At 45.7% G+C, this 20,412-nt stretch carries 16 protein-coding genes and 6 tRNA genes; 15 read left to right on the top strand and 7 right to left on the bottom strand.

Translation table 11 applies throughout. From position 1 onward, the window contains the following. Positions 1 to 156: 156 nt before the first annotated feature. From K6Y21_RS17250 to ald, 3 genes are all read right to left on the bottom strand, one after another. The gene (locus K6Y21_RS17250; protein WP_233073128.1) at positions 157 to 1,419 is read right to left on the bottom strand and encodes a diguanylate cyclase; all 1,263 of its coding nucleotides are present in this window, start codon (positions 1,417 to 1,419) and stop codon (positions 157 to 159) included. Between the two features lie 14 nt (positions 1,420 to 1,433). Next, complete coding sequence (trxB, locus tag K6Y21_RS17245; protein ID WP_233073127.1) at positions 1,434 to 2,390, bottom strand: thioredoxin-disulfide reductase; 957 nt, start codon at positions 2,388 to 2,390, stop codon at positions 1,434 to 1,436. A gap of 193 nt (positions 2,391 to 2,583) precedes the next feature. Continuing rightward, the gene (gene ald / locus K6Y21_RS17240; RefSeq protein WP_233073126.1) at positions 2,584 to 3,699 is read right to left on the bottom strand and encodes an alanine dehydrogenase; all 1,116 of its coding nucleotides are present in this window, start codon (positions 3,697 to 3,699) and stop codon (positions 2,584 to 2,586) included. Between the two features lie 151 nt (positions 3,700 to 3,850). Between ald and lrp the strand changes: the two genes are divergently transcribed. From lrp to serS, 6 genes are all read left to right on the top strand, one after another. Beyond that, on the top strand, positions 3,851 to 4,345 hold the full coding sequence (gene lrp, locus K6Y21_RS17235) for a leucine-responsive transcriptional regulator Lrp (RefSeq protein ID WP_233073125.1): 495 nt from the start codon (positions 3,851 to 3,853) through the stop codon (positions 4,343 to 4,345). 76 nt (positions 4,346 to 4,421) lie between these two features. Continuing rightward, on the top strand, positions 4,422 to 7,043 hold the full coding sequence (locus K6Y21_RS17230; RefSeq protein ID WP_233073124.1) for a DNA translocase FtsK: 2,622 nt from the start codon (positions 4,422 to 4,424) through the stop codon (positions 7,041 to 7,043). A gap of 1 nt (position 7,044) precedes the next feature. Continuing rightward, a complete protein-coding gene (lolA, locus tag K6Y21_RS17225) occupies positions 7,045 to 7,665 on the top strand; it encodes an outer membrane lipoprotein periplasmic chaperone LolA (protein ID WP_233073123.1) in 621 nt (206 codons plus the stop codon). Further along, a complete protein-coding gene (locus K6Y21_RS17220; protein WP_233073122.1) occupies positions 7,665 to 8,993 on the top strand; it encodes a replication-associated recombination protein A in 1,329 nt (442 codons plus the stop codon). The genes lolA and K6Y21_RS17220 overlap by 1 nt, the downstream gene beginning before the upstream one ends. Beyond that, a complete protein-coding gene (crcB, locus tag K6Y21_RS17215) occupies positions 8,986 to 9,369 on the top strand; it encodes a fluoride efflux transporter CrcB (RefSeq protein ID WP_233073121.1) in 384 nt (127 codons plus the stop codon). Before K6Y21_RS17220 ends, crcB begins: the two co-directional genes overlap by 8 nt. Before the next feature lie 9 nt (positions 9,370 to 9,378). Further along, on the top strand, positions 9,379 to 10,665 hold the full coding sequence (serS, locus tag K6Y21_RS17210; protein WP_233073120.1) for a serine--tRNA ligase: 1,287 nt from the start codon (positions 9,379 to 9,381) through the stop codon (positions 10,663 to 10,665). A gap of 75 nt (positions 10,666 to 10,740) precedes the next feature. On the opposite strand, the gene K6Y21_RS17205 is transcribed toward serS, so the two are convergent. From K6Y21_RS17205 to K6Y21_RS17190, 4 genes are all read right to left on the bottom strand, one after another. Further along, positions 10,741 to 12,369 (bottom strand): mechanosensitive ion channel family protein, encoded by a 1,629-nt coding sequence (locus tag K6Y21_RS17205; RefSeq protein WP_233073119.1) that lies wholly within the window; start codon positions 12,367 to 12,369, stop codon positions 10,741 to 10,743. 37 nt (positions 12,370 to 12,406) lie between these two features. Continuing rightward, positions 12,407 to 12,736, bottom strand: coding sequence for a TusE/DsrC/DsvC family sulfur relay protein (locus K6Y21_RS17200; RefSeq protein WP_233073118.1), 330 nt, complete (start codon positions 12,734 to 12,736; stop codon positions 12,407 to 12,409). An 11-nt stretch (positions 12,737 to 12,747) separates the two neighbouring features. Next, the gene (gene yccS / locus K6Y21_RS17195) at positions 12,748 to 14,946 is read right to left on the bottom strand and encodes a YccS family putative transporter (protein ID WP_233073117.1); all 2,199 of its coding nucleotides are present in this window, start codon (positions 14,944 to 14,946) and stop codon (positions 12,748 to 12,750) included. Between the two features lie 121 nt (positions 14,947 to 15,067). Continuing rightward, the gene (locus tag K6Y21_RS17190; RefSeq protein WP_233073116.1) at positions 15,068 to 15,724 is read right to left on the bottom strand and encodes a Bax inhibitor-1/YccA family protein; all 657 of its coding nucleotides are present in this window, start codon (positions 15,722 to 15,724) and stop codon (positions 15,068 to 15,070) included. Between the two features lie 415 nt (positions 15,725 to 16,139). Here K6Y21_RS17190 and K6Y21_RS17185 point away from each other — a divergent pair. From K6Y21_RS17185 to K6Y21_RS17145, 9 genes are all read left to right on the top strand, one after another. After that, a tRNA-Ser gene (locus K6Y21_RS17185) sits at positions 16,140 to 16,230 on the top strand. Positions 16,231 to 16,447: 217 nt separating this feature from the next. Then, positions 16,448 to 17,092, top strand: a complete 645-nt coding sequence (gene uvrY / locus K6Y21_RS17180) for a UvrY/SirA/GacA family response regulator transcription factor (RefSeq protein ID WP_233073115.1) — start codon at positions 16,448 to 16,450, stop codon at positions 17,090 to 17,092. Between the two features lie 60 nt (positions 17,093 to 17,152). After that, positions 17,153 to 18,985, top strand: coding sequence for an excinuclease ABC subunit UvrC (uvrC, locus tag K6Y21_RS17175; RefSeq protein WP_233073114.1), 1,833 nt, complete (start codon positions 17,153 to 17,155; stop codon positions 18,983 to 18,985). A gap of 36 nt (positions 18,986 to 19,021) precedes the next feature. Next, positions 19,022 to 19,564 carry a CDP-diacylglycerol--glycerol-3-phosphate 3-phosphatidyltransferase gene (gene pgsA / locus K6Y21_RS17170; RefSeq protein ID WP_233073113.1) on the top strand — a complete coding sequence of 181 codons (543 nt, stop codon included), beginning with the start codon at positions 19,022 to 19,024 and terminating at the stop codon, positions 19,562 to 19,564. A 250-nt stretch (positions 19,565 to 19,814) separates the two neighbouring features. Continuing rightward, positions 19,815 to 19,890, top strand: a tRNA-Gly gene (locus K6Y21_RS17165). Positions 19,891 to 19,900: 10 nt separating this feature from the next. Then, positions 19,901 to 19,987, top strand: a tRNA-Leu gene (locus K6Y21_RS17160). Positions 19,988 to 20,103: 116 nt separating this feature from the next. Continuing rightward, positions 20,104 to 20,179: transfer RNA gene (locus K6Y21_RS17155), tRNA-Gly, on the top strand. Between the two features lie 26 nt (positions 20,180 to 20,205). Continuing rightward, positions 20,206 to 20,279: transfer RNA gene (locus K6Y21_RS17150), tRNA-Cys, on the top strand. Positions 20,280 to 20,290: 11 nt separating this feature from the next. Next, positions 20,291 to 20,377 (top strand) — tRNA-Leu (locus K6Y21_RS17145). Positions 20,378 to 20,412 lie beyond the last annotated feature (35 nt).

Genomic DNA, 20,412 nt, shown 5'->3' with positions numbered 1-20,412 from the left:
AAGTAAGGTGGCGCTCTAAGGGCATGTTTTACAGGTGTTTATGCCGCGTTATTGATTTTGAAAAGGGAACAACCATTACCTGCAATCAATGCTTTGCTTAAACACCTGTAAATTCTTGCTGAAATCAAGCATCTCCAGGTTGATTGGGTATATTAACTAAAAGTTTGCGTCACTGTCGTTGTAAACGCGGTTTCGACCGTCATTTTTGGCTTCATATAACAATTTATCGGCGCGATTGATTTGTGAGTCCAAGGAATCACCGATAAAATTGCTAACACCAAAGCTGGCGGTGACCCAAATTTCATCTTCTGCAGCGGTAATCGGGCTTTGGGCGAGGCGTTCACGGAATTTATTAAGCCGATAACTGGCTTGTTCATTGTCGGTCTCTTGCATCAAGATGCAAAATTCTTCCCCACCTAACCGAGCTACAAGGGACTTGGGAAAACAGGTCGCCAACATATTGGCAAAGTGCTTGAGCACAATATCACCTGCCTCATGGCCATAAGTGTCATTGACCTCTTTAAAGTGGTCAATGTCCATGATAGTGACGGCAAGACTGATATCACCTTGTTTTGCTCTTGCATGAAGCTCACTGCCATAATTGAACAGGTATCGACGATTGTAGAGCTTGGTCATGTAATCGCGATTCGCTGCATCTTGGATTTCAGCAATCAGCTCCATGTGATCTAGGGTTTGATTGACGCGGCAATAAAGTTCTTCATGGATAAATGGTTTCGTTAAAAAATCATTGGCACCATGCTTGATAAACCGCGCCGAGAGTGAAGTATCATCGGCTGATGAGAGTCCAATAATGGCTAACTGGTTTTTATCGTAATGTTTGCGCAGTTGTTGGACTAGCTGAAAGCCATCCACATTGGGCATGTTGTAATCGGTCAACAGCAACTTAATGTGAGGGTGCTGAGCCAAGACTTGCAGGGCCTCATGACCGTCATTGGCCGTGTAAACTTGAAACAGGTGCTGCTTAAGCAAGCCCTCAAGGTAACTTCGGGCGACGGAAGAGTCTTCGACGACCAGTACTTCAATACGCTGATTTTTATGTAATCGTTGTAATAAGCTAATGGCGTAATTAAACGAATAGGTGCTGTCTTTGATGACGTAATCAACCACCCCCATATTGAGTAGTTTGTTACGCATGGTCTCGTTGTAATCCCCCGTGAGTACGATAGAGGGGATTTGGTGTGCCAAGGTATAGGCAACGGCTTCACCAGAGGCGGCGTCAGGCAAATTTAAATCGACCATGGCAGCGAAATACGCTTCACTGCCATGCTCTTTGATCAATGCACGGCATTGGGCCATGCTTTCGGCGGTATCGACCGGGACGTTAAGTTTTTTTTCGATGACTTGTAATAGGATATTTCTAACGGTAGAGCTATCTTCAATCACCAGTATTTTCTTCATCCCGACCTCTTTTATTATTTGGCTATATTATCAAGATAGCGCTCAGCATCTAATGCCGCCATACAACCACTGCCTGCAGAGGTGATGGCTTGGCGATAAATGTGATCTGCAACATCACCGGCTGCATATACGCCCTCAACGCTGGTTTGCGTTGCATTGCCTTGGGTACCCGATTGTACGGTCAGGTAACCATCTTTCATCTCAAGTTGGCCTTTGAATATCTCGGTATTTGGGCTGTGACCAATGGCAACAAACACCCCCATAACGTCAACATTTTCAGTGGCGTCGGATTGAGTATCCTTAATACGCATGCCAGTGACACCCATGTCGTCACCAAGTACTTCATCTAAAGTACGGTTGGTATGCAGTACAATATTACCGTTGGCCACTTTATCCATTAGGCGGTCAAGTAGGATTTTTTCCGAACGGAATGTTTCACGGCGATGCACTAAATGAACTTCAGAAGCGATGTTAGATAGATACAAGGCTTCTTCAACAGCCGTGTTACCCCCACCGATCACCGCCACTTTTTGGTTGCGATAGAAGAAGCCGTCACAGGTAGCACAAGCAGAAACGCCGCGACCTTTAAAGGCTTCTTCAGAAGGCAAGCCAAGGTAGCGGGCTGAGGCGCCTGTGGCAATGATCAAGGCATCACATGTGTACACGCCGCTGTCACCGGTCAACGTAAATGGACGGTTTTGCACATCGACAGTGTGGATATGGTCAAAAATGATGTCAGTTTCGAAACGCTCGGCATGTTCTTTCATGCGATCCATCAAGGCAGGGCCGGTCAGGCCATGAGCATCGCCAGGCCAGTTTTCTACTTCAGTGGTCGTCGTTAGCTGGCCACCTTGTTGCATACCTGTTACTAGTACAGGGTTTAAGTTAGCACGCGCGGCATAAACGGCGGCCGTGTAGCCAGCTGGACCAGAGCCTAAAATTAATAATTTACAGTGTTTTGGTTCGCTCATTTTTCATCTCTTTTGATAATGCTTGGCCAGATTGTATGGAAATATTGATATGGGGTAAAGCCGTGATCCGATGGCTCAGAATAAAATTCGCCAACCGAGCTAAAATGGCAGTTTTAGCTCAGTTGTACAGAATAAATAGTTATAATTTATAATAAAAAAAGCTGAAAATATTAGCCTGATTTGAGCTTTTTTATTATTTCAATGCCAATTCAGGGGCAATCCAAGGTTTATTTTGGCTGATTGCAACGCCTTGGTTGGTCAGTTGACCTTGAAAAACATTAAGTCCAGCCAATAGTCCCGCATCTTGTGCCATGGCTTCTTTTACGCCGAGGGAAGCGAGCTTAATGACGTAAGGCAAGGTGGCGTGGTTAAGGGCAAATGTAGCCGTGCGGGCAACCGCGCCAGGCATATTGGCGACGCAATAATGGACCACGTCATCAATGATAAAAATGGGATCCTCGTGACTGGTTGGGCGAGATGTTTCACAGCAGCCGCCTTGGTCGATAGCGACATCGACAATGACAGATCCTGCCTTCATCTGTTTTAACATCGCCCGAGTAATGAGTTTCGGTGCGGCTGCGCCGGGTAACAATACTGCGGTAATCACTAAATCCGCCTTTAACACGCTCTGCTCAAGGTTTTCGGCGTTGGAGTATAGGGTGGTGATGGTGTTGCCATAGGCTTGATCAAGGCTGGCTAACATACTGATATTTTTATCTAAAATGGTAACGTTTGCCGCCATGCCTACAGCAATTTTTAAGGCGTTTTGGCCAACTTTACCGGCACCAATAATGACGACGTTCGCCGGCGCCACTCCTGGCACGCCAGCCAATAATAAGCCTCGTCCTCCCCAAGATTTTTCCAGTGCCATGGCGCCCGCTTGAATCGACATTCTGCCTGCCACTTCTGACATAGGGGCCAGCAAAGGCAACCCGCCATTTTTATCTGTAACAGTTTCATATGCTATACATGTGGCCTGACTCTTGATAAGATCCTCAGTTTGAGGCAGATCAGGCGCTAAATGTAAATAGGTAAAAAGCACATGTTCAGGCGTTAGCAATGCTCGCTCTGGTGCGAGAGGTTCTTTTACCTTGACTATCATCTCAGATTTTGAGAATAGTGCACTGGCACTGGGCAAAATGTTAGCACCAGCTGCTTCAAACTCGGTATCGGTGAGATCGATGCCCGCACCGGCGTTAGTTTCGATGTTGACAGTGTGACCTAACTTAACCAGTTCTTTTACACTCGATGGAACTAAGCCAACGCGGTACTCGTGATTTTTGATTTCTTTGGGTACGCCAATGATCATATTTCACCTCATGGATACAATATGGTTAGAAAACATATAAAAATAATAGGCTATCACGCTAGTGTAGGCGTACTTTTACTGCTTATGCACCTATAATAACTTTTAATGCGTGATATTATTTTGCTGGGATGTAATTGAATGGAATATAATAATGATGGATGTTAATACTAGACCGCTTAAAGACCTTGACCGTATCGATCGCAATATCCTTAATGAATTGCAAAAAGATGGTCGTATTTCAAACGTTGAGCTCTCAAAACGAGTGGGCTTAAGCCCAACACCCTGTTTAGAACGTGTACGTCGCCTTGAGCGCCAAGGTTACATCAAAGGTTACACGGCTATCCTTAATCCACTTTACCTTGATGCTTCATTACTGGTATTTGTTGAGATCACCCTGAATCGCGGTGCACCCGATGTGTTTGAGCAGTTTAATGGGGCGGTACAAGAGCTTGAAGAAATTCAAGAATGTCACTTAGTGTCGGGTGATTTCGATTACCTATTAAAAACCCGCGTATGTGACATGTCAGCCTACCGTAAACTTCTAGGCGAAACGTTATTGCGTTTACCAGGTGTAAATGACACGCGAACTTATGTGGTCATGGAAGAAGTTAAGCAGTCTAATTCTTTAGTGATTAAGACCCGCTAAGCTTTACCTTAGCAATGAAATAGATACAATAAAGAGCGGCTTAGAGCCGCTTTTTTTTTCTCATCAGGCGTTTGAAATGAACAAGGAACTCAGCTTGAACCAAGCAAAACCTATGTCTTCGTTATCGGGTGTGGCGCGTATTCTTGAAGTCAGTCTGGTCATCTGCCATGCCTTTGCCATTTTTATGATGCTGGCATTGATCACTTTCCATCCATCCGATCCGAGTTGGACCCAAACGGCTTGGGAAGGGGAGATTCATAACTCAGCAGGGGCTGCGGGTGCTTGGTTAGCGGATATTCTTTTGTTTGCTTTTGGCATTGCTGCTTATTTAATGCCTTTTGTTACCGTTGCGTTGGCTTGGCTGCTGTTCTGGAAGCCCAAAGGGCTATTGTCGTTAGATTATCTTGCACTTGGCTTGCGGGTCATCGGTTTTATTTTTATTGTGCTCGGTGTGACAGCCTTAGCTGCCCTTAATTTTGATGATATTTATTACTTCTCAAGTGGCGGTGTAGTCGGCGATATCTTATCTAAGGCCATGGTCAGCTATTTTGGCTTACTGGGCTCAACGCTGATCTTACTTTGCTTTATTGCTACCGGTTTTACCTTGTTCACGGGGATTTCGTTACTCATGTTCGTGGACAAACTCGGTGAGTACAGTATTAGAGCCAGCCGAGCACTGCTCCATATACCTAGCACTTGGCGTCAGTATAAGAGTGAACGAGCGGCGAAAAGTGCTCAACAAGATGGTGATAGTGTCTTGTTTGCTAAGGAATTACCAAAAAAACCAGCCGAGCCGACTAATCCAAACGATCCGCCGTTACCGAGTCTGGATAAAATATTGCCTGAGTTTGAATCGGCCATGGCCGCAGAGCCCGTTGGGCATGATCGACTTCAAACAAGCCAAATTCAGGCTAACAGTGACGCTAACGTGGCGCCTGTCATTCAGCATGATATTGATGAACCTAAGCTAGGTGAAGAGGAGGTTGCTCCTGCATTTGCACCTGACCCTTGCCGTGATGATGATTTGAATATGCCTTGGATGCCTGATCCAGACGAAGAAGCGTTGCCTGCTATTTTTGCCGACGACGTAAATCATCCCCCAGTTGAGCAACAGACAGCCGTCGCCGCTAAGCAGCATGATCATGATCCCGCTTTAGCCGATGCGCTCGTCCAATTGCAACAAAAGAAGGCGATGAAAGCAAACCTAGCGCCGTTGCCTTCAATCGATTTATTGGATCGCCCTAACAAAGCCCAAAACCCAATTACTCAAGAAGATATTGAACAAGTTTCACGTTTAGTTGAAGCTAAATTACTCGACTTTAACGTTCAAGCTAAGGTGATGGAAGTGTACCCTGGGCCGGTGATCACCCAATTCCAGCTTGAATTGGCCCCAGGCATAAAAGTCAGCAAAATAACTGGCCTAGCGAAAGACTTAGCCCGTGCCTTGTCGGCCATGAGTGTTAGGGTGGTCGAGGTAATACCTAATAAAACCTACATAGGGTTAGAACTGCCGAATAAATACCGCGAAACCGTGTATTTAAGAGAAGTGCTCGACTGCCAGCAATTTAAAGAAAATGCGTCGCCACTGACCATGGTGCTTGGCAGTGATATCGCGGGTAAACCTGTGGTTGTCGATCTGGCAAAAATGCCCCATTTATTAGTTGCAGGTACCACCGGCTCGGGTAAATCAGTGGGTGTGAACTGCATGATAGTGAGCTTACTTTACAAGTCGTCGCCTGAAGATGTTCGCTTGATCATGATTGACCCGAAAATGTTAGAGCTGTCGGTTTATGAAGGGATCCCACATTTGTTGGCCGAAGTGGTGACCGACATGAAAGATGCCTCTAACGCGCTGCGTTGGTGTGTGGGTGAAATGGAGCGACGTTATAAATTGATGTCTGCCGTTGGCGTACGCAACCTCAAGGGTTATAACGCTAAAGTGAAAGCGGCGATTGACTCTGGCAACCCGATGGTTGATCCCCTGTGGAAGCCGGGCGATAGCATGGACGAAATGGCTCCAGAATTAACTAAATTGCCTAGCATCGTCGTGGTGGTCGATGAATTTGCCGATATGATGATGATCGTTGGCAAAAAAGTAGAAGAGTTGATCGCCCGTATTGCGCAAAAGGCGCGTGCGGCGGGTATTCATTTGATCCTTGCTACTCAGCGCCCCTCGGTGGATGTGATCACTGGTTTGATAAAAGCTAACGTTCCCACACGAATGGCTTTCCAAGTATCAAGTAAGATCGATTCTCGCACCATCTTAGACCAACAAGGTGCGGAATCCTTATTAGGCATGGGTGATATGCTGTATTTACCACCAGGTACATCCGTGCCAGAACGAGTTCACGGCGCCTTTGTTGATGATCATGAAGTACATAAGGTTGTTGCCGACTGGAAATTACGTGGTGAGCCTGACTACATAGATGATATTCTATCGGGCGATACCACGGCCGATAATATGTTGCCGGGTGAAGTGGCCGAAGCCGAAGATGATGTCGATGCGCTCTACGATGAGGCGGTGGCATTTGTGACAGAAACCCGACGAGGCTCAGTTTCGGGCGTTCAACGTAAATTTAAAATAGGTTATAACCGAGCGGCACGTATTGTTGAGCAAATGGAACAACAAGGCATTGTCAGTGCGCCCGGCCATAACGGTAATCGCGAAGTATTAGCTCCGCCTCCACCAAGGAATTAACATGAATAAACTTTCTCAACTCGTTGTCTCTGCAGTAGCATCTTTGACTTTATTTTCCGGGGCAAGTTGGGCCGATGCAGCCACTGACCTGCAAACTAAGTTACAAAAAGTGGCTAAGTTTTCTGCCAGCTTCTCACAACAGGTGTTGGATATTGATGGTACCGTGATCCAACAAGCCAGTGGCGAGATGAAATTGGCGCAACCGGATCAATTTCGCTGGCAAGTTAAACAACCCGATGAAGAGTTGGTGGTCTCTAATGGCAGTACGGTGTGGATCTACAGCCCTTTTGTAGAGCAAGTTACCTTACTTGATCAAGCGGATGCAGTGGCGGGCACGCCATTTCTACTGCTTGCTTCAACGGATGCGAGCGTTTGGCAACAATACGACGTATCTCAAGCCGATACCCGTTATATCGTTAAGCCCAAGGATGATGAAGCAAACATTGCCGAGTTTAGTCTCAACTTTGATGCTCAAGACCAGCTAGTGGGTTTCAGCATCAAAGAGCGCCAAGGTCAAACCAGTGAGTTTGAATTAAGTAACCTAAACCTTGCGCCAACCTTAGCAAACTCCGACTTTGAGTTTGTTATTCCAGCCGGTGTTGAGGTTGACGATCAACGTTAATGGACAACCTCAGCCTTGATTTTTCACCAGACTTTCGCCCTTTGGCCGCCCGTATGCGGCCAACTAGCCTTGCTGAGTACGTTGGCCAACAGCATATAATCGGCCCTGACCAACCATTGCGTAAGGCGTTGGAAGCCGGGTTTTGCCACTCTATGATTTTATGGGGCCCCCCTGGCACAGGCAAAACCACCTTGGCTGAGTTAGCTGCTAAATACTGTGATGCTAAGGTTGAGCGTCTTTCAGCGGTCACCTCTGGGGTGAAAGATATTCGCGCCGCGATTGAACGGGCCCAGCAAAATGCCCAACAAGGACAGCGCACCTTATTATTTGTCGACGAAGTACATCGTTTTAATAAAAGCCAGCAAGATGGCTTTTTGCCCTTTATTGAAGATGGCACAATTATCTTCATTGGCGCAACCACGGAAAACCCCTCTTTTGAGCTCAATAATGCTTTGCTGTCGCGTACCCGGGTGTATGTTTTAAAGTCCCTTGAGGCGAATGATTTAACCAGTTTAATTGAGCGGGCCATTGACACTGGGTTCAGCGGCTTTCGTATCCAACTCGATGCGGGATTAACCGAGAAAGTCATTGCCCTTGCATCGGGTGATGGCCGTAAGGTGCTTAACTTTCTGGAGTTGATGGTTGATCTCGCACCTGAGCAAGACGGTCAAAAGCAACTGACAAAAGACTTACTGGCTGCTGTCGCTGGGCGTAGCGTGAGTAGCATAGATAAACAAGGCGATATCTTTTATGACTTAATTTCGGCCTTGCATAAATCGATTCGAGGCTCAGCGCCCGATGCTGCGTTGTATTGGTATGCCAGAATGTTAACAGCGGGTTGCGATCCTTTATATATTGCGCGCCGCTGTCTTGCCATTGCTTCAGAAGATGTGGGCAACGCCGACCCGAGAGCCATGCAGGTGGCGATTGCAGCTTGGGATTGCTTTAGCCGTGTAGGGCCCGCTGAAGGTGAGCGCGCCATTGCCCAAGCCATTGTCTACCTTGCTTGTGCGCCGAAAAGCAATGCGGTGTACACGGCATTTAAAGCCGCCCTGCGTGATGCCAAAGAACACGGTGATGCCAGCGTGCCGCTGCATTTACGTAATGCCCCGACGAGCTTGCTGGCCGAAATGGGCCATGGTGCCCAGTATCGTTATGCCCACGATGAGCCCAATGCTTATGCCGCGGGTGAAAATTACTTTCCCACAGAGCTGGCTAACCAGCGATATTATTTCCCGACCGAGCGTGGCCTGGAAAAACAAATCTCAGAAAAACTCAATTGGCTTCGCAGCCAAGACAACTTAAGTGAACAAAAGCGATATGACTAACTTAACCACCTTGCTATTTGTTGCTTGCGGCGGCGCAACAGGTGCTTGCATGCGATTTCTTATTAGTAATTGGGCGCTTTCTGCTTTTGGAAAAGGCTTTCCTTTTGGTACACTCATGGTCAATGTGATTGGCTCACTGATCATGGGGATAATGTTTGCATTACTGGAGCAAAACGTCATCAGCTCCAGCTTTTGGAAACCATTAATAAGCGTGGGCTTTTTAGGTGCTTTGACCACGTTCTCAACGTTTTCTATGGACAGCTTATTGCTGATCCAACAAGGTGAGTTAATTAAAGCCGTATTCAATGTTGCCTGTAATGTCGTGATTTGTATTGTCGCGGCTTGGCTAGGCACTCAGTTAATATTTAAAAGTTAAAGGTTAAGCATGTTAGATCCGAAATATTTGCGTGGTGATTTAAACGAAGTTGCTGCGCGACTAGCAACCCGAGGTTTTGAACTTGATGTAGCGAAACTGACCGAACTGGAAAATCAACGTAAAGAAATCCAAGTTCGTACCGAGAATCTACAAGCTGAACGTAATAGTCGATCTAAATCCATCGGCGCAGCAGCCAAACGCGGCGAAGATATTGCACCGCTTCGTGCTGAAATGGCACAGCTAGGTGAAGACCTTGATGCCGCAAAAGAGCAACTAAACCAATTGATGGCTGAGCTGAATGACCTTGCTTTAAGCATTCCTAACTTGCCTGATGAATCGGCGCCTATCGGTAAAGATGAAAACGAAAACGTAGAAATTCGCCGCTGGGGTGAGCCTAAATCTTATGATTTTGAAGTAAAAGATCATGTTGATTTAGGTGAAGCCCTAGGCGGGTTAGATTTCCCTGCCGCGGTTAAAATCACCGGCTCGCGTTTTATTGTGATGCAAGGTCAGATTGCGCGTATGCACCGTGCGTTGGCGCAGTTTATGTTGGATTTGCACACTACAGAGCATGGCTATACGGAAATGTATGTGCCATATCTGGTGAACGCTGACAGCTTATACGGCACAGGCCAGTTGCCTAAATTTGGTGGCGATCTGTTCCATACCCAGCCGGCAACAGAAGAAGGTCAAGGCCTATCCCTGATCCCAACGGCGGAAGTCCCCTTGACTAACCTGTCTCGTGATACGATTTATGCTGAGTCGGATTTACCGATCAAGATGACCGCACACACGCCTTGTTTTAGAAGTGAAGCAGGCTCTTACGGCCGTGATACGCGCGGTTTAATTCGCCAGCACCAATTTGACAAAGTTGAAATGGTGCAATTGGTACACCCAGAACAAAGTGATACAGCGCTTGAAGAATTAACCAGTCACGCAGAAACCGTGTTACAAAAACTGGGCTTACCTTATCGTGTGATGGCGCTATGTACCGGTGATATGGGCTTTGGTGCAGCTAAGACATACGATCTTGAGGTTTGGTTACCCGCGCAAAATACGTATCGAGAAATTTCTTCTTGTTCAAATGTACGTGATTTCCAAGCGCGACGCCTGCAAGCGCGTTTTCGTGCAGAAGGAGCGAAAAAGCCTGAGCTTATCCATACCTTAAACGGCTCTGGTTTAGCGGTAGGTCGCACACTCGTAGCGGTATTAGAAAACAACCAGCTAGCCGATGGCCGTATTGCCGTGCCAGAGGCCTTGGTGCCTTACATGGGTGGTTTAACCCACTTAGGTTAATTTCTATCTAAGCAAACAAAAAAGCAGCGAATTATCGCTGCTTTTTTTTTGCGTTAACATTAACCGCGAGATGGATTAACCATGTTGATAGATGTGAACATCGCGTTGTGGGAAGGGGATTGAAATGCCTTCTTCATCGAAACGGAGCTTAACAGCCCGGGTGACATCCCAATACACCGTCCAGTAATCGGCATTTTCCACCCAAGGCCTTACGGCAAAGTCCACTGAAGATTCACCCAGTGCGTGCACTTTAATGACATACTCATGGTCCTTGTCTTTAAGCACTAAAGGATGCGTCTCAAGGATGTCTTGCAATACTTGTTCGGCTTTACGAATATCATCCCCGTAGCCAATGCCAAATAGCATATCGACACGGCGATAGTTTTCTGCAGAGATATTATTGATGGTGTCGCCCCAGATTTTGTTGTTTGGGATGATCAGGCGCTGGTGGTCGAATGTTTTAATGGTCGTTGACACTAAGCTCATATGGCTGACTTTACCACGTACACCTCCTGCCACATCGACAAAATCACCCACATCAAATGGGCGATAAATTAAGATCATCATGCCTGAAGCAAAGTTTGATAGGGTGTCTTGCAGGGCCAGGCCAATAACAATTCCGGCAACACCAAAACCGGCCAATAAAGGACCAAGATTAATGCCCAATTGGCTAATGGCGATCAGCAACCCTAAAACGAAGGTGATTTTACCCGACAAGCCAATGAAGAATTCTTGCATCAATTTACTGAGCTTCATACTTGGGCGGCTGACGCTCTTTTTCACTGCGCGTTTGACCAGCTTTGACACACTGCGCGTGCCAATAATGATGGCAACGAACAATAAAAGGCGCATGATTAAAGTTGGGGTTTCAACCAAGGCCCACTCTTTGAAGCTCGTTAGCCATTGAGTCGCGAGGCCAGATACAACATTAAAATTCAATACATCAACGGTGATCTCACCTGTGATGCTGAATATCAGTTGCTTATACTCTGCTGTGTCGAGTTTGTAGCGGTCAAGCAACAGGACGGTATTTTCAAGATTGGCAACCAATAGTTTGGACACTTCTGCCAGCTGGCGCGCTGTTTTGGTTAATTCGGCTTTTTCCTCATCCGTGGTCACCAGCATTCTGTCTTGAAGGTCATTCTCGCGTTTATGGTAAAAGCGCAACATGTTGCTCAGCATATCTGCACGCGAAACGAGAGCCCTTTTGAATTTAGAGACTGAGCTTGATACGTCGAGGTTCATTTTTTCGCATAGGGTGAAGGTATCGGCAAGGGCAAAGTAATGTTGATCCAGCGTTATCATATTTTCATAAGCATAATTTGATAGCTCAATTTTCTTGGCATCAGCCGCTTGCTCTGCTGCATCTAGTAAACGATTTATCTCGGCCTTGGTGGTTTTGATTGCGGTTTCTAGGTACTTAACTTGCTCCATCAGTACAGGGCCAAGCTCGGTTTCATGGTCATCACCATAGGTATTAACCAGTAGAGTGACCTTGTCGCGCACTTGTTTGTTTTGACGGGATAAAACGTCTTCAAAATATAAGCGTTCCTCATCTGCGGTGGTGATGAGCTTGTTGTGTTCGACCACCATGTTTTGCTGCTGAACGTTAATCTCTGCTAGCGCTTGCTCAAACGCATCTGAATTTGCGTTTGTTAGTGAACTCACAAAAAAGAGGGCGAAGAAAATTAAATACTTGCGCATGCTTAACCTCGTCTGTTGGCGATGTACTCGTGTCAAGTTAAAGGCATTTTGCTGGCTTTGGCAAGCCAGCAAGCTTGGTCGCTTGTTTTGCGGGGCCTTGAGGAAATAATTTAAACAAGTAACGGCTGTTCCCTTTTTCAGGGCCAAACTTGTTAGCCATGGCCTTAACTAAGGCGCGTACTGCAGGTGAAGTGTTGTATTCGACATAAAATTCGCGAACAAACATAATCACCTCCCAATGGGCCGGGCTAAGCTCAATTTTCTCTTGTTCGGCGATGAGCTCAGCCAGTTCTGGCGTCCATTGATTGAGGTCGAGTAAATACCCTTGCTTGTCTGTTGCAATGGTTTGATTGTTTATCGAATACATGTTTAAGGAGCCTATTTTACCTTGCCGATGTGACACGCCAGCGCTTGAATGTCCGTTGCCGTATTGGCAATTAACTGTAGCTGCTGCACGATAGCCAGCTGTTCGGGCGTTAATTCAGTAATTTTTAATGGCGGTAATTGTGCCTCGATTTGTGTATTTTCACAATCCGGTGTGGTTATACTTTGTAATGCCTTGTTTAAGGCCTTTCGAGTGAGGGCTAAGATGGGGGCTAAATCGGGCCTTGTTTCTAATTCACTAAATTGTGAACGGTGTGCAGCCAAGGCAGAAATATAAGCCAGCAATGCATTGTTACGATTGGTTAGGGCATAACTTTCCTTAACCAGTTTTCGTTTAGAGCCAGGATCAATCAGCATATTCTGCCAGGCACTGGCCAGATTGATATCGGCAATATGGGCTTCTCGCCTCGCGACGCGATAGGGCAAGGACTCTTGCTTACCTTCTCGGTATTGCTCTATGACGTGCTCAAAGTAATTTAAATTCGCTTGTAATGATAGCGCCAGCAGTTTCGGCACTCGTTTATATTGCCATTCAGGCAAAATGAAACTGACCGTTAAGACGGCCAATAAACAACCCAGTAAGGTTTCTTGGATCCTTGGTAATACCACCTCAAGCCCGGTACCGGAGAGTAAGTTAAACACCATCATGACAAACAAGGTAATGAAGGTGACGGCCACGCTGTAATTGGTTTTCAAATAGGTGAAAAAGAAGAAGGCCGAGAGTGCCAATATAAAAAACTGTCCATAAAGGCTTGGCAGCCAGTAAAGCAAAGGAAAGCCAATCGCGACACCAATTAAGGTGCCGACTACACGTTGTATCAGTCGCTTACGGGTTTCGCTGAAGCTGGGTTGGCAAACAAATAAACAAGTAAGCAGCACCCAATAGCCCTTATCTAAAGTTAAATATTGTAGCAAGCCATAACCGATAACAAAGCACAGGCTCATGCGCACTGCATGGCGAAAAACCACAGACCGACTCTTTATGTGATGGTTGAATTTATCCCAGGCTTTAACCCTTGGCTCGGTTGCAAGCAAAGCATCACCGGTTAATTTGCTGCCAGTATGGCTGATTTCACTTGCTTCAATTAACAACTGGTGGATACCGGTTAGGTTTTTTAATACAAATGAAAGGGGCGTAAACACTGATTTTTCAAAATGGTGCTTACTGTCTAAATAAGCTAGCTGATCATGTAACGCTTTTACTGTCCAACGCAGTGAGGTCGGTACATTGTATGGCTTGCGCATTTGAATGGCTTTTCCCAACTGCTGGCTGGCTTGTGCTAGTTGACTGATGAGCTGATGAAAGCCCTGGGTCAACTCGGTATCGGCAAACGCGTGTTCGAGTTGACTGTATTGATAGTGGGTTGCGGTGATCCGTTCATGGATTTGCTGTGCAATTAAATAGTATTGTAGCAACAGATCAAGTCGTTCTTTTTTACCTGAGCCGTGGAGTCGATTATTCAGTGTGTCTTTGCAAGTGTTTAAGCTGTTAACCACGCTGATGTTTTGAATCACTAAGTTTTGTCTTACCGCAAGCCAATCCGTTTGCTGATTACCAAAAAAGCGGGATTTCTCTTGTTGATATCGACCAAGATTAAAATAGAGTTGTGCAAGTTGTTCGTGTAACGAGCGATAAGGAGAAATCCATGCCCAGACTAAGGAAAATAGGCCAAACCACAGTGCTCCCGCGGTGAGCTGTAAAGGTTGTACGTAAAAGGGCTGGTCCGGTTGAAAGCCAATCATGGTATAGATGGCAAGGAGCAACGCGCCGAAGGCAATTTGTCCGTATCGTTGACCAAAGCAGCCTAGCATGACAAATAAGAAGGTTGAGCTGGCTAGCCCCAAAGCAAATAACCAAGGTGTTTGGTAAAGTAACTCAACCGAAAAAGAGGCGACTAAGAAGCAGATTAATGTAATGGTTAAGCTTTTGAGCTTATTGCTGTTAGCGTCATCGGTTTCAGCAATGGCACAAGCCACTACCCCGAGGGCTAAGGTTAATGAAAGGGCCGTTTGTTGCCACAGGAGTGCTGGCAGTACAGTAAAGCTGATAGCACATAATACACGTGTGCCAGCATGAAAATACGTGTGAGTGATGAGGGTTCGAAACTGCTCATGAAGTAAAGATAATATGGCTTGCATGGAATAGAAAAAGATCAACTGGAGGTTATTAAAGCTACCAGCAGTGTAATTCATTAGAAAAGCAAAAGCCCCTACAATCAGGGGCTTTTTAACGTTTTAATGATTTAGATTAATTCCGGTAATCGAGGAGACTTAGGCTCGCGGAAATGAAAGCGGCCCTGCGCCGAAAAAGCGATTAATCGTCTCCGCCTATGCCTAGAATGCTAAGTAGGCTTACAAAAATGTTGTAGATAGAGACGTATAAGGTCACCGTTGCTGAGATGTAGTTCGTCTCACCACCGCGAACAATGTTTTGTGTGGTTAACATGATCACGGCAGAAGAAAACAGGATAAACATGCAGCTTAGGGCCAATGAAAGGGCAGGCATCTGCAGGAAGATGTTCGCTATCATGGCAACAATCAGTACCACAAAGCCAGTCACTATCATGCCATTAAGGAAAGACAAATCACGTTTTGTGGTCAGGGCGTAGGCTGATGTCGCGAAGAAAGCAAGGGCAGTACCACCTAGCGCAGTCATCACAGTTTCACCTGCACCTGCAGCTAAAAACATACCTATCATCGGGGCGAGGGTATATCCCATGAAGCCGGTGAATAGGAAAACAAAAACCAAGCCTAGACTTGAATTACGGTTTTTCTCCGTTAAAAACATCAGACCGTAAGCACCGATTAAAAACACCGCCCAGTGGACAGGTGGGGCCATAAAAGCCACAGAAAGGGCTGTCACGATAGCAGAAAAGGCTAAGGTCATGCCTAATAGAAAATACGTATTACGTAAGACTTTGTTGGTTTCACTGACATGTTCAACCGACTGAGTGTGACTAAATTGGTTCATTGCTGAATCCTCTACGTTAAGTTACAAATATTCTTTGCATCATATCAGTTAGGCTTACACCTGCTCGTCTGCACGAAACAGCAAGTGTCCAATGCCTATGTTCGTACGCACCATCATGCGCTTTCGATCTATCCAATACTATATCTATATGTAGTTATATAACTTCTTTTCAAGTCGTAAACAAAGACCGAGATAGATTAACACAATTTGATGGCCAAAGTGTATGTCTTCGCTTGCTTCGCACATACTCATGACTGATTGCCATTATCCACTGAGTTTATACACAAAGTAGGCAAAAAAGTCACCTAAAGATGAAGTTTGGGTTATGCACGGTTTTTTTTAGTAAAAACACGTAAAAAACCGCACTTTGGAGTTGCAATCGGCGCGGCAATTCCATTACTATGCGCCCCACTGCGGAGGGGTGGCAGAGTGGCCGAATGCACCGGTCTTGAAAACCGGCGAGGGTTAATAGCTCTCCGAGAGTTCAAATCTCTCCTCCTCCGCCACTTCTTGCTTGACTCCTGATTTCCACATCGATTAAATATCAATCCCAACAAAGCCTTAGCAAACTTTTATCAGTATTTCTTTGCGTTATGTAGCAAAAACGTAATTATATTCTGGATCTGCCGTAATAGAGTTTTTTAATTGAGTCAGTTTGGTTATTATCAAGAAAAGTCTGGCTCAATTCCGATCTAGGCGACTAGTTTTTGCGGAGTAACTCTCTTGATTAACGTATTTCTTGTTGATGACCATGAGTTGGTACGGACAGGGATCCGACGTATTCTTGAAGACATTCGTGGTATCAAAGTGGTGGGCGAAGCCCAAAGTGGTGAAGCTGCGGTGCAATGGTGTCGGGATAATAATCCAGATGTGATCTTAATGGATATGAATATGCCGGGCATAGGTGGTTTAGAAGCCACGCGTAAAATCTTAAGGTATAACCCTGACGTTAAAATTGTGGTGCTGACGATTCATACGGAAAACCCGTTTCCAACCAAAGTGATGCAAGCAGGAGCTGCTGGTTATTTAACCAAGGGTGCAGCGCCTGATGAAGTGCTCAATGCTATCCGAGTAGTTAACGCGGGACAGCGTTACTTATCTCCAGAAATTGCGCAACAGATGGCGTTATCTCATTTTACACCCGATGAAGAAAACCCATTCAAGAACTTATCTGAGCGTGAACTGCAGATAATGCTGATGATCACTAAAGGACAAAAGGTGAATGAAATTTCAGAGCAATTAAGCTTAAGTCCGAAAACCGTTAACAGTTATCGATACCGCCTTTTCAATAAACTCGATATCAGTGGTGATGTTGAGCTTACTCACCTTGCCATACGCCATGGTATGTTAGATGCGGATACCCTATAGCAGCATTCGCTGTGTCATATTAAACAGGTGCCAATGGGCACCTTTTTTTTGGTTTGATGTATGAGCCAGTTATTTGATCCTAAAGCTTTTTTAAAAACGGTCACGAGCGAGCCCGGTGTCTATCGGATGTATGATAGTCAGCAAACCGTGATTTACGTGGGTAAAGCAAAAAACCTAAAGAATCGCCTGAGTAGCTATTTTCGTAGTCAATTGGATAACGAAAAAACGCGGGTACTCGTTAAAAACATCGCTTCGATTGATGTCACCGTCACTCATACAGAAACCGAAGCTTTGATCCTCGAGCATAACTACATTAAAAAATACATGCCGAGATACAATGTGTTATTACGTGATGATAAGTCGTACCCATACATCAAGATTTCTGATCATAAGCATCCACGTATTAGCGTTCATCGCGGTAGTAAAAAAGGCAAGGGACAATTTTTTGGTCCGTACCCGAGTGGGGGGGCGGTGCGAGAAAGTTTGCATTTAATGCAAAAGCTATTTCCTGTACGCCAATGTGAGGACAGCTATTACAAGAATCGCTCGCGGCCGTGTTTACAATATCAACTTAAACGTTGTCTTGGGCCATGCACTAACATGGTCAGTGACGATGAATATCGGCAGCAGGTTGAGTTAGCAACGCTGTTTTTGCAAGGGAAAAGTCAGGCTGTGATTGGTCAAATGGTAGAGAAAATGCAACAGGCCAGTGATCAACTGCTGTTTGAGCAAGCGGCGCGTTATCGTGATCAAATTCAGGCTTTACGTAAGGTTTCTGAGCAACAAAGTGTCACTGGCGTGGGTGAAGAGTTGGATGCCATTGGTTTTGCCTATCAAAATGGCTTAGCCTGCATCCATGTATTGTTTATACGCCAAGGACAAGTATTAGGAAGCCGCAGTTATTTTCCTAAGGTCCCTAATGCGAGCTCTGCCGATGAGGTATTAGGTGCATTTGTCAGCCAGTTTTATTTCTCGGGTGCCAATGGTCGTATTGTGCCAAAGCAGATTTTAATTAGTCACGCTTTTGAGGGGCAGCAGGCGTTGAGCTCTGCGCTGTCTGAGTATGCTCGCTTTAAGGTGAGCTTAACCGATAAAGTGCGAAGTGACCGCGCTGGTTTTTTACGTTTAGCCTGCACTAATGCTCAATCAGCTTTAACGACCAAACTCAGTCATAAAAGTACAATGCAACAACGTTTTTACTTGCTGCAAGAGGCGCTTGATTTTGAACAACCCATTAAGCGTATGGAATGTTTCGACATTTCTCATACCATGGGGGAGAAAACCGTGGCATCGTGTGTGGTGTTTGACCGTGATGGACCACAGAAATCACAATATCGCCTGTTTAACATCAGTGGTATCACCGGCGGTGATGATTATGCCGCGATGAAACAAGCGTTAACTCGACGATACAAAGAGCGTCAAGAAGAGGATAAGATACCGGATATCATCTTTATAGATGGTGGCTTGGGCCAATTAGCGCAAGCCGAAGCGGTTCTTGAGCAGTTAAGCGACAATTTTTCAGTCAAAATGCCCATTTTGATCGGAATTGCAAAAGGGGTAACCCGCAAACCAGGTCTCGAAACGTTGATCATGGGACAAAGCCACGAGGAGCTTGAAATGTCGGGCGATTCGCCCGCTCTGCATTTGATCCAGCATATTCGTGATGAATCCCATCGTTTTGCTGTTGCGGGTCATCGTTATCGTCGTGATAAAGCCAGAAAGCAAAGCAGCTTAGAGTCGATAGCAGGGGTAGGGCCTAAGCGCCGCCAAGCGCTGTTGACCTATTTAGGCGGATTACAAGAGGTTAAAAATGCATCGGTTGATGATCTTGCTCGTGTCCCGGGCATAAGTCATGAGCTTGCACAAAAAATCTATGATACATTGCACCATTAATTGACCAAGCATGCGCTAACATACGTTGTAACAATAATGATTAATATTCCCAATATCTTAACGGCATTTCGTGTTTTTCTGATCCCTGTTTTTGTTGTTTGCTACTATTTACCGATCAATCATGCTGCATTTTGGGCCGCCTTTTTCTTTTGCTTGGCTGCCGTGACTGACTATTTTGATGGTTATTTAGCTCGAAAATTAGAGCAACAAACGCCCTTTGGTGCTTTCTTGGATCCGGTGGCCGACAAGTTAATGGTAGCGGTGGCCTTAGTTGTGATTGTTGAGCACTATAATTCGCTCTGGGTTACGATTCCTGCAATGACCATGATAGGGCGGGAGATTATTATTTCGGCCCTTAGAGAATGGATGGCCGAGTTAGGCAAACGTGCCAATGTGGCTGTTTCTTCACTGGGTAAGTGGAAAACAACGGCGCAAATGCTTGCTCTGGTTGCGTTAATCTGGCAGCAAGCACCTTGGATGGAATATGCAGGGTTAACCTTATTGTATGTGGCAACGGCACTGACATTCTGGTCCATGTTCAATTATTTATCGGCGGCATGGGGAGATTTGCGCGCTTAATTCAGCTGGTTTGCTTATTTAATATTCGCTTTGCGTATTTTATAAGCGAGTAGTCAAAAACTTTAAAAAAGTCTGTTGACTGGCTCAGATTATTCATTAGAATGCGCAGCACATTCAGCGACAGCGATACAAGTTATCCGTCGTCTAAGCTAAGAACAAAAAGCTTTCTATGAAGCGGTACTAGCTAAGCTACGTTGTAAAGAGACGCAACCTTTGCATCAGAATTAGTAAAGCAAAAGAAAGATTCAAAGCGGTACTAGCTCAGCTGGTAGAGCGCAACCTTGCCAAGGTTGAGGTCACGAGTTCGAACCTCGTGTACCGCTCCAAATTTGTGTCGCCCGGGTGGTGAAATTGGTAGACACAAGGGATTTAAAATCCCTCGCTGGTAACAGCGTGCCGGTTCAAGTCCGGCCCCGGGCACCATTCTAGTTGAACTAGAAAATAGCGAAAACATTTAAATGAAGCGGTACTGGCTCATCTGCGTTAAATGAGACGCGACCTTTTGAAGCTGAGTTAGTAAAGTAAAAAAGTTATATGAAGCGGTACTAGCTCAGCTGGTAGAGCGCGACCTTGCCAAGGTCGAGGTCACGAGTTCGAACCTCGTGTACCGCTCCAAATTGAAAAGAATCTCGTAAGAGAATGGCGGAATGGCAGAGTGGCCATGCAGCTGATTGCAAATCAGTCCACCTCGGTTCGACTCCGGGTTCCGCCTCCATTGTTCGTGTCGCCCGGGTGGTGAAATTGGTAGACACAAGGGATTTAAAATCCCTCGCTGGTAACAGCGTGCCGGTTCAAGTCCGGCCCCGGGCACCATTCTAGTTGAACTAGAAAATAGCGAAAACATTTAA

Source organism: Motilimonas eburnea, from assembly GCF_021295345.1.
Taxonomy (GTDB): Bacteria; Pseudomonadota; Gammaproteobacteria; order Enterobacterales; family CBDFNC01; genus Motilimonas; species Motilimonas eburnea.
The sequence above is the reverse complement of the archived record's forward strand: the minus strand, read 5'-3'. Positions and strand labels throughout refer to the sequence as shown.

Excerpts from the sequence above, each read along its gene's own strand:
- K6Y21_RS17190 (WP_233073116.1), bottom strand. The coding sequence starts at position 15,724 with ATGAACCAATTTAGTCACACTCAGTCGGTTGAACATGTCAGTGAAACC.
- uvrC (WP_233073114.1), top strand. The coding sequence starts at position 17,153 with ATGAGCCAGTTATTTGATCCTAAAGCTTTTTTAAAAACGGTCACGAGC.
- lrp (WP_233073125.1), top strand. The coding sequence starts at position 3,851 with ATGATGGATGTTAATACTAGACCGCTTAAAGACCTTGACCGTATCGAT.
- serS (WP_233073120.1), top strand. The coding sequence starts at position 9,379 with ATGTTAGATCCGAAATATTTGCGTGGTGATTTAAACGAAGTTGCTGCG.
- K6Y21_RS17230 (WP_233073124.1), top strand. The coding sequence starts at position 4,422 with ATGAACAAGGAACTCAGCTTGAACCAAGCAAAACCTATGTCTTCGTTA.
- yccS (WP_233073117.1), bottom strand. The coding sequence starts at position 14,946 with ATGAATTACACTGCTGGTAGCTTTAATAACCTCCAGTTGATCTTTTTC.
- K6Y21_RS17220 (WP_233073122.1), top strand. The coding sequence starts at position 7,665 with ATGGACAACCTCAGCCTTGATTTTTCACCAGACTTTCGCCCTTTGGCC.
- lolA (WP_233073123.1), top strand. The coding sequence starts at position 7,045 with ATGAATAAACTTTCTCAACTCGTTGTCTCTGCAGTAGCATCTTTGACT.
- K6Y21_RS17250 (WP_233073128.1), bottom strand. The coding sequence starts at position 1,419 with ATGAAGAAAATACTGGTGATTGAAGATAGCTCTACCGTTAGAAATATC.
- trxB (WP_233073127.1), bottom strand. The coding sequence starts at position 2,390 with ATGAGCGAACCAAAACACTGTAAATTATTAATTTTAGGCTCTGGTCCA.
- K6Y21_RS17205 (WP_233073119.1), bottom strand. The coding sequence starts at position 12,369 with ATGCGCAAGTATTTAATTTTCTTCGCCCTCTTTTTTGTGAGTTCACTA.
- crcB (WP_233073121.1), top strand. The coding sequence starts at position 8,986 with ATGACTAACTTAACCACCTTGCTATTTGTTGCTTGCGGCGGCGCAACA.
- pgsA (WP_233073113.1), top strand. The coding sequence starts at position 19,022 with ATGATTAATATTCCCAATATCTTAACGGCATTTCGTGTTTTTCTGATC.
- K6Y21_RS17200 (WP_233073118.1), bottom strand. The coding sequence starts at position 12,736 with ATGTATTCGATAAACAATCAAACCATTGCAACAGACAAGCAAGGGTAT.
- ald (WP_233073126.1), bottom strand. The coding sequence starts at position 3,699 with ATGATCATTGGCGTACCCAAAGAAATCAAAAATCACGAGTACCGCGTT.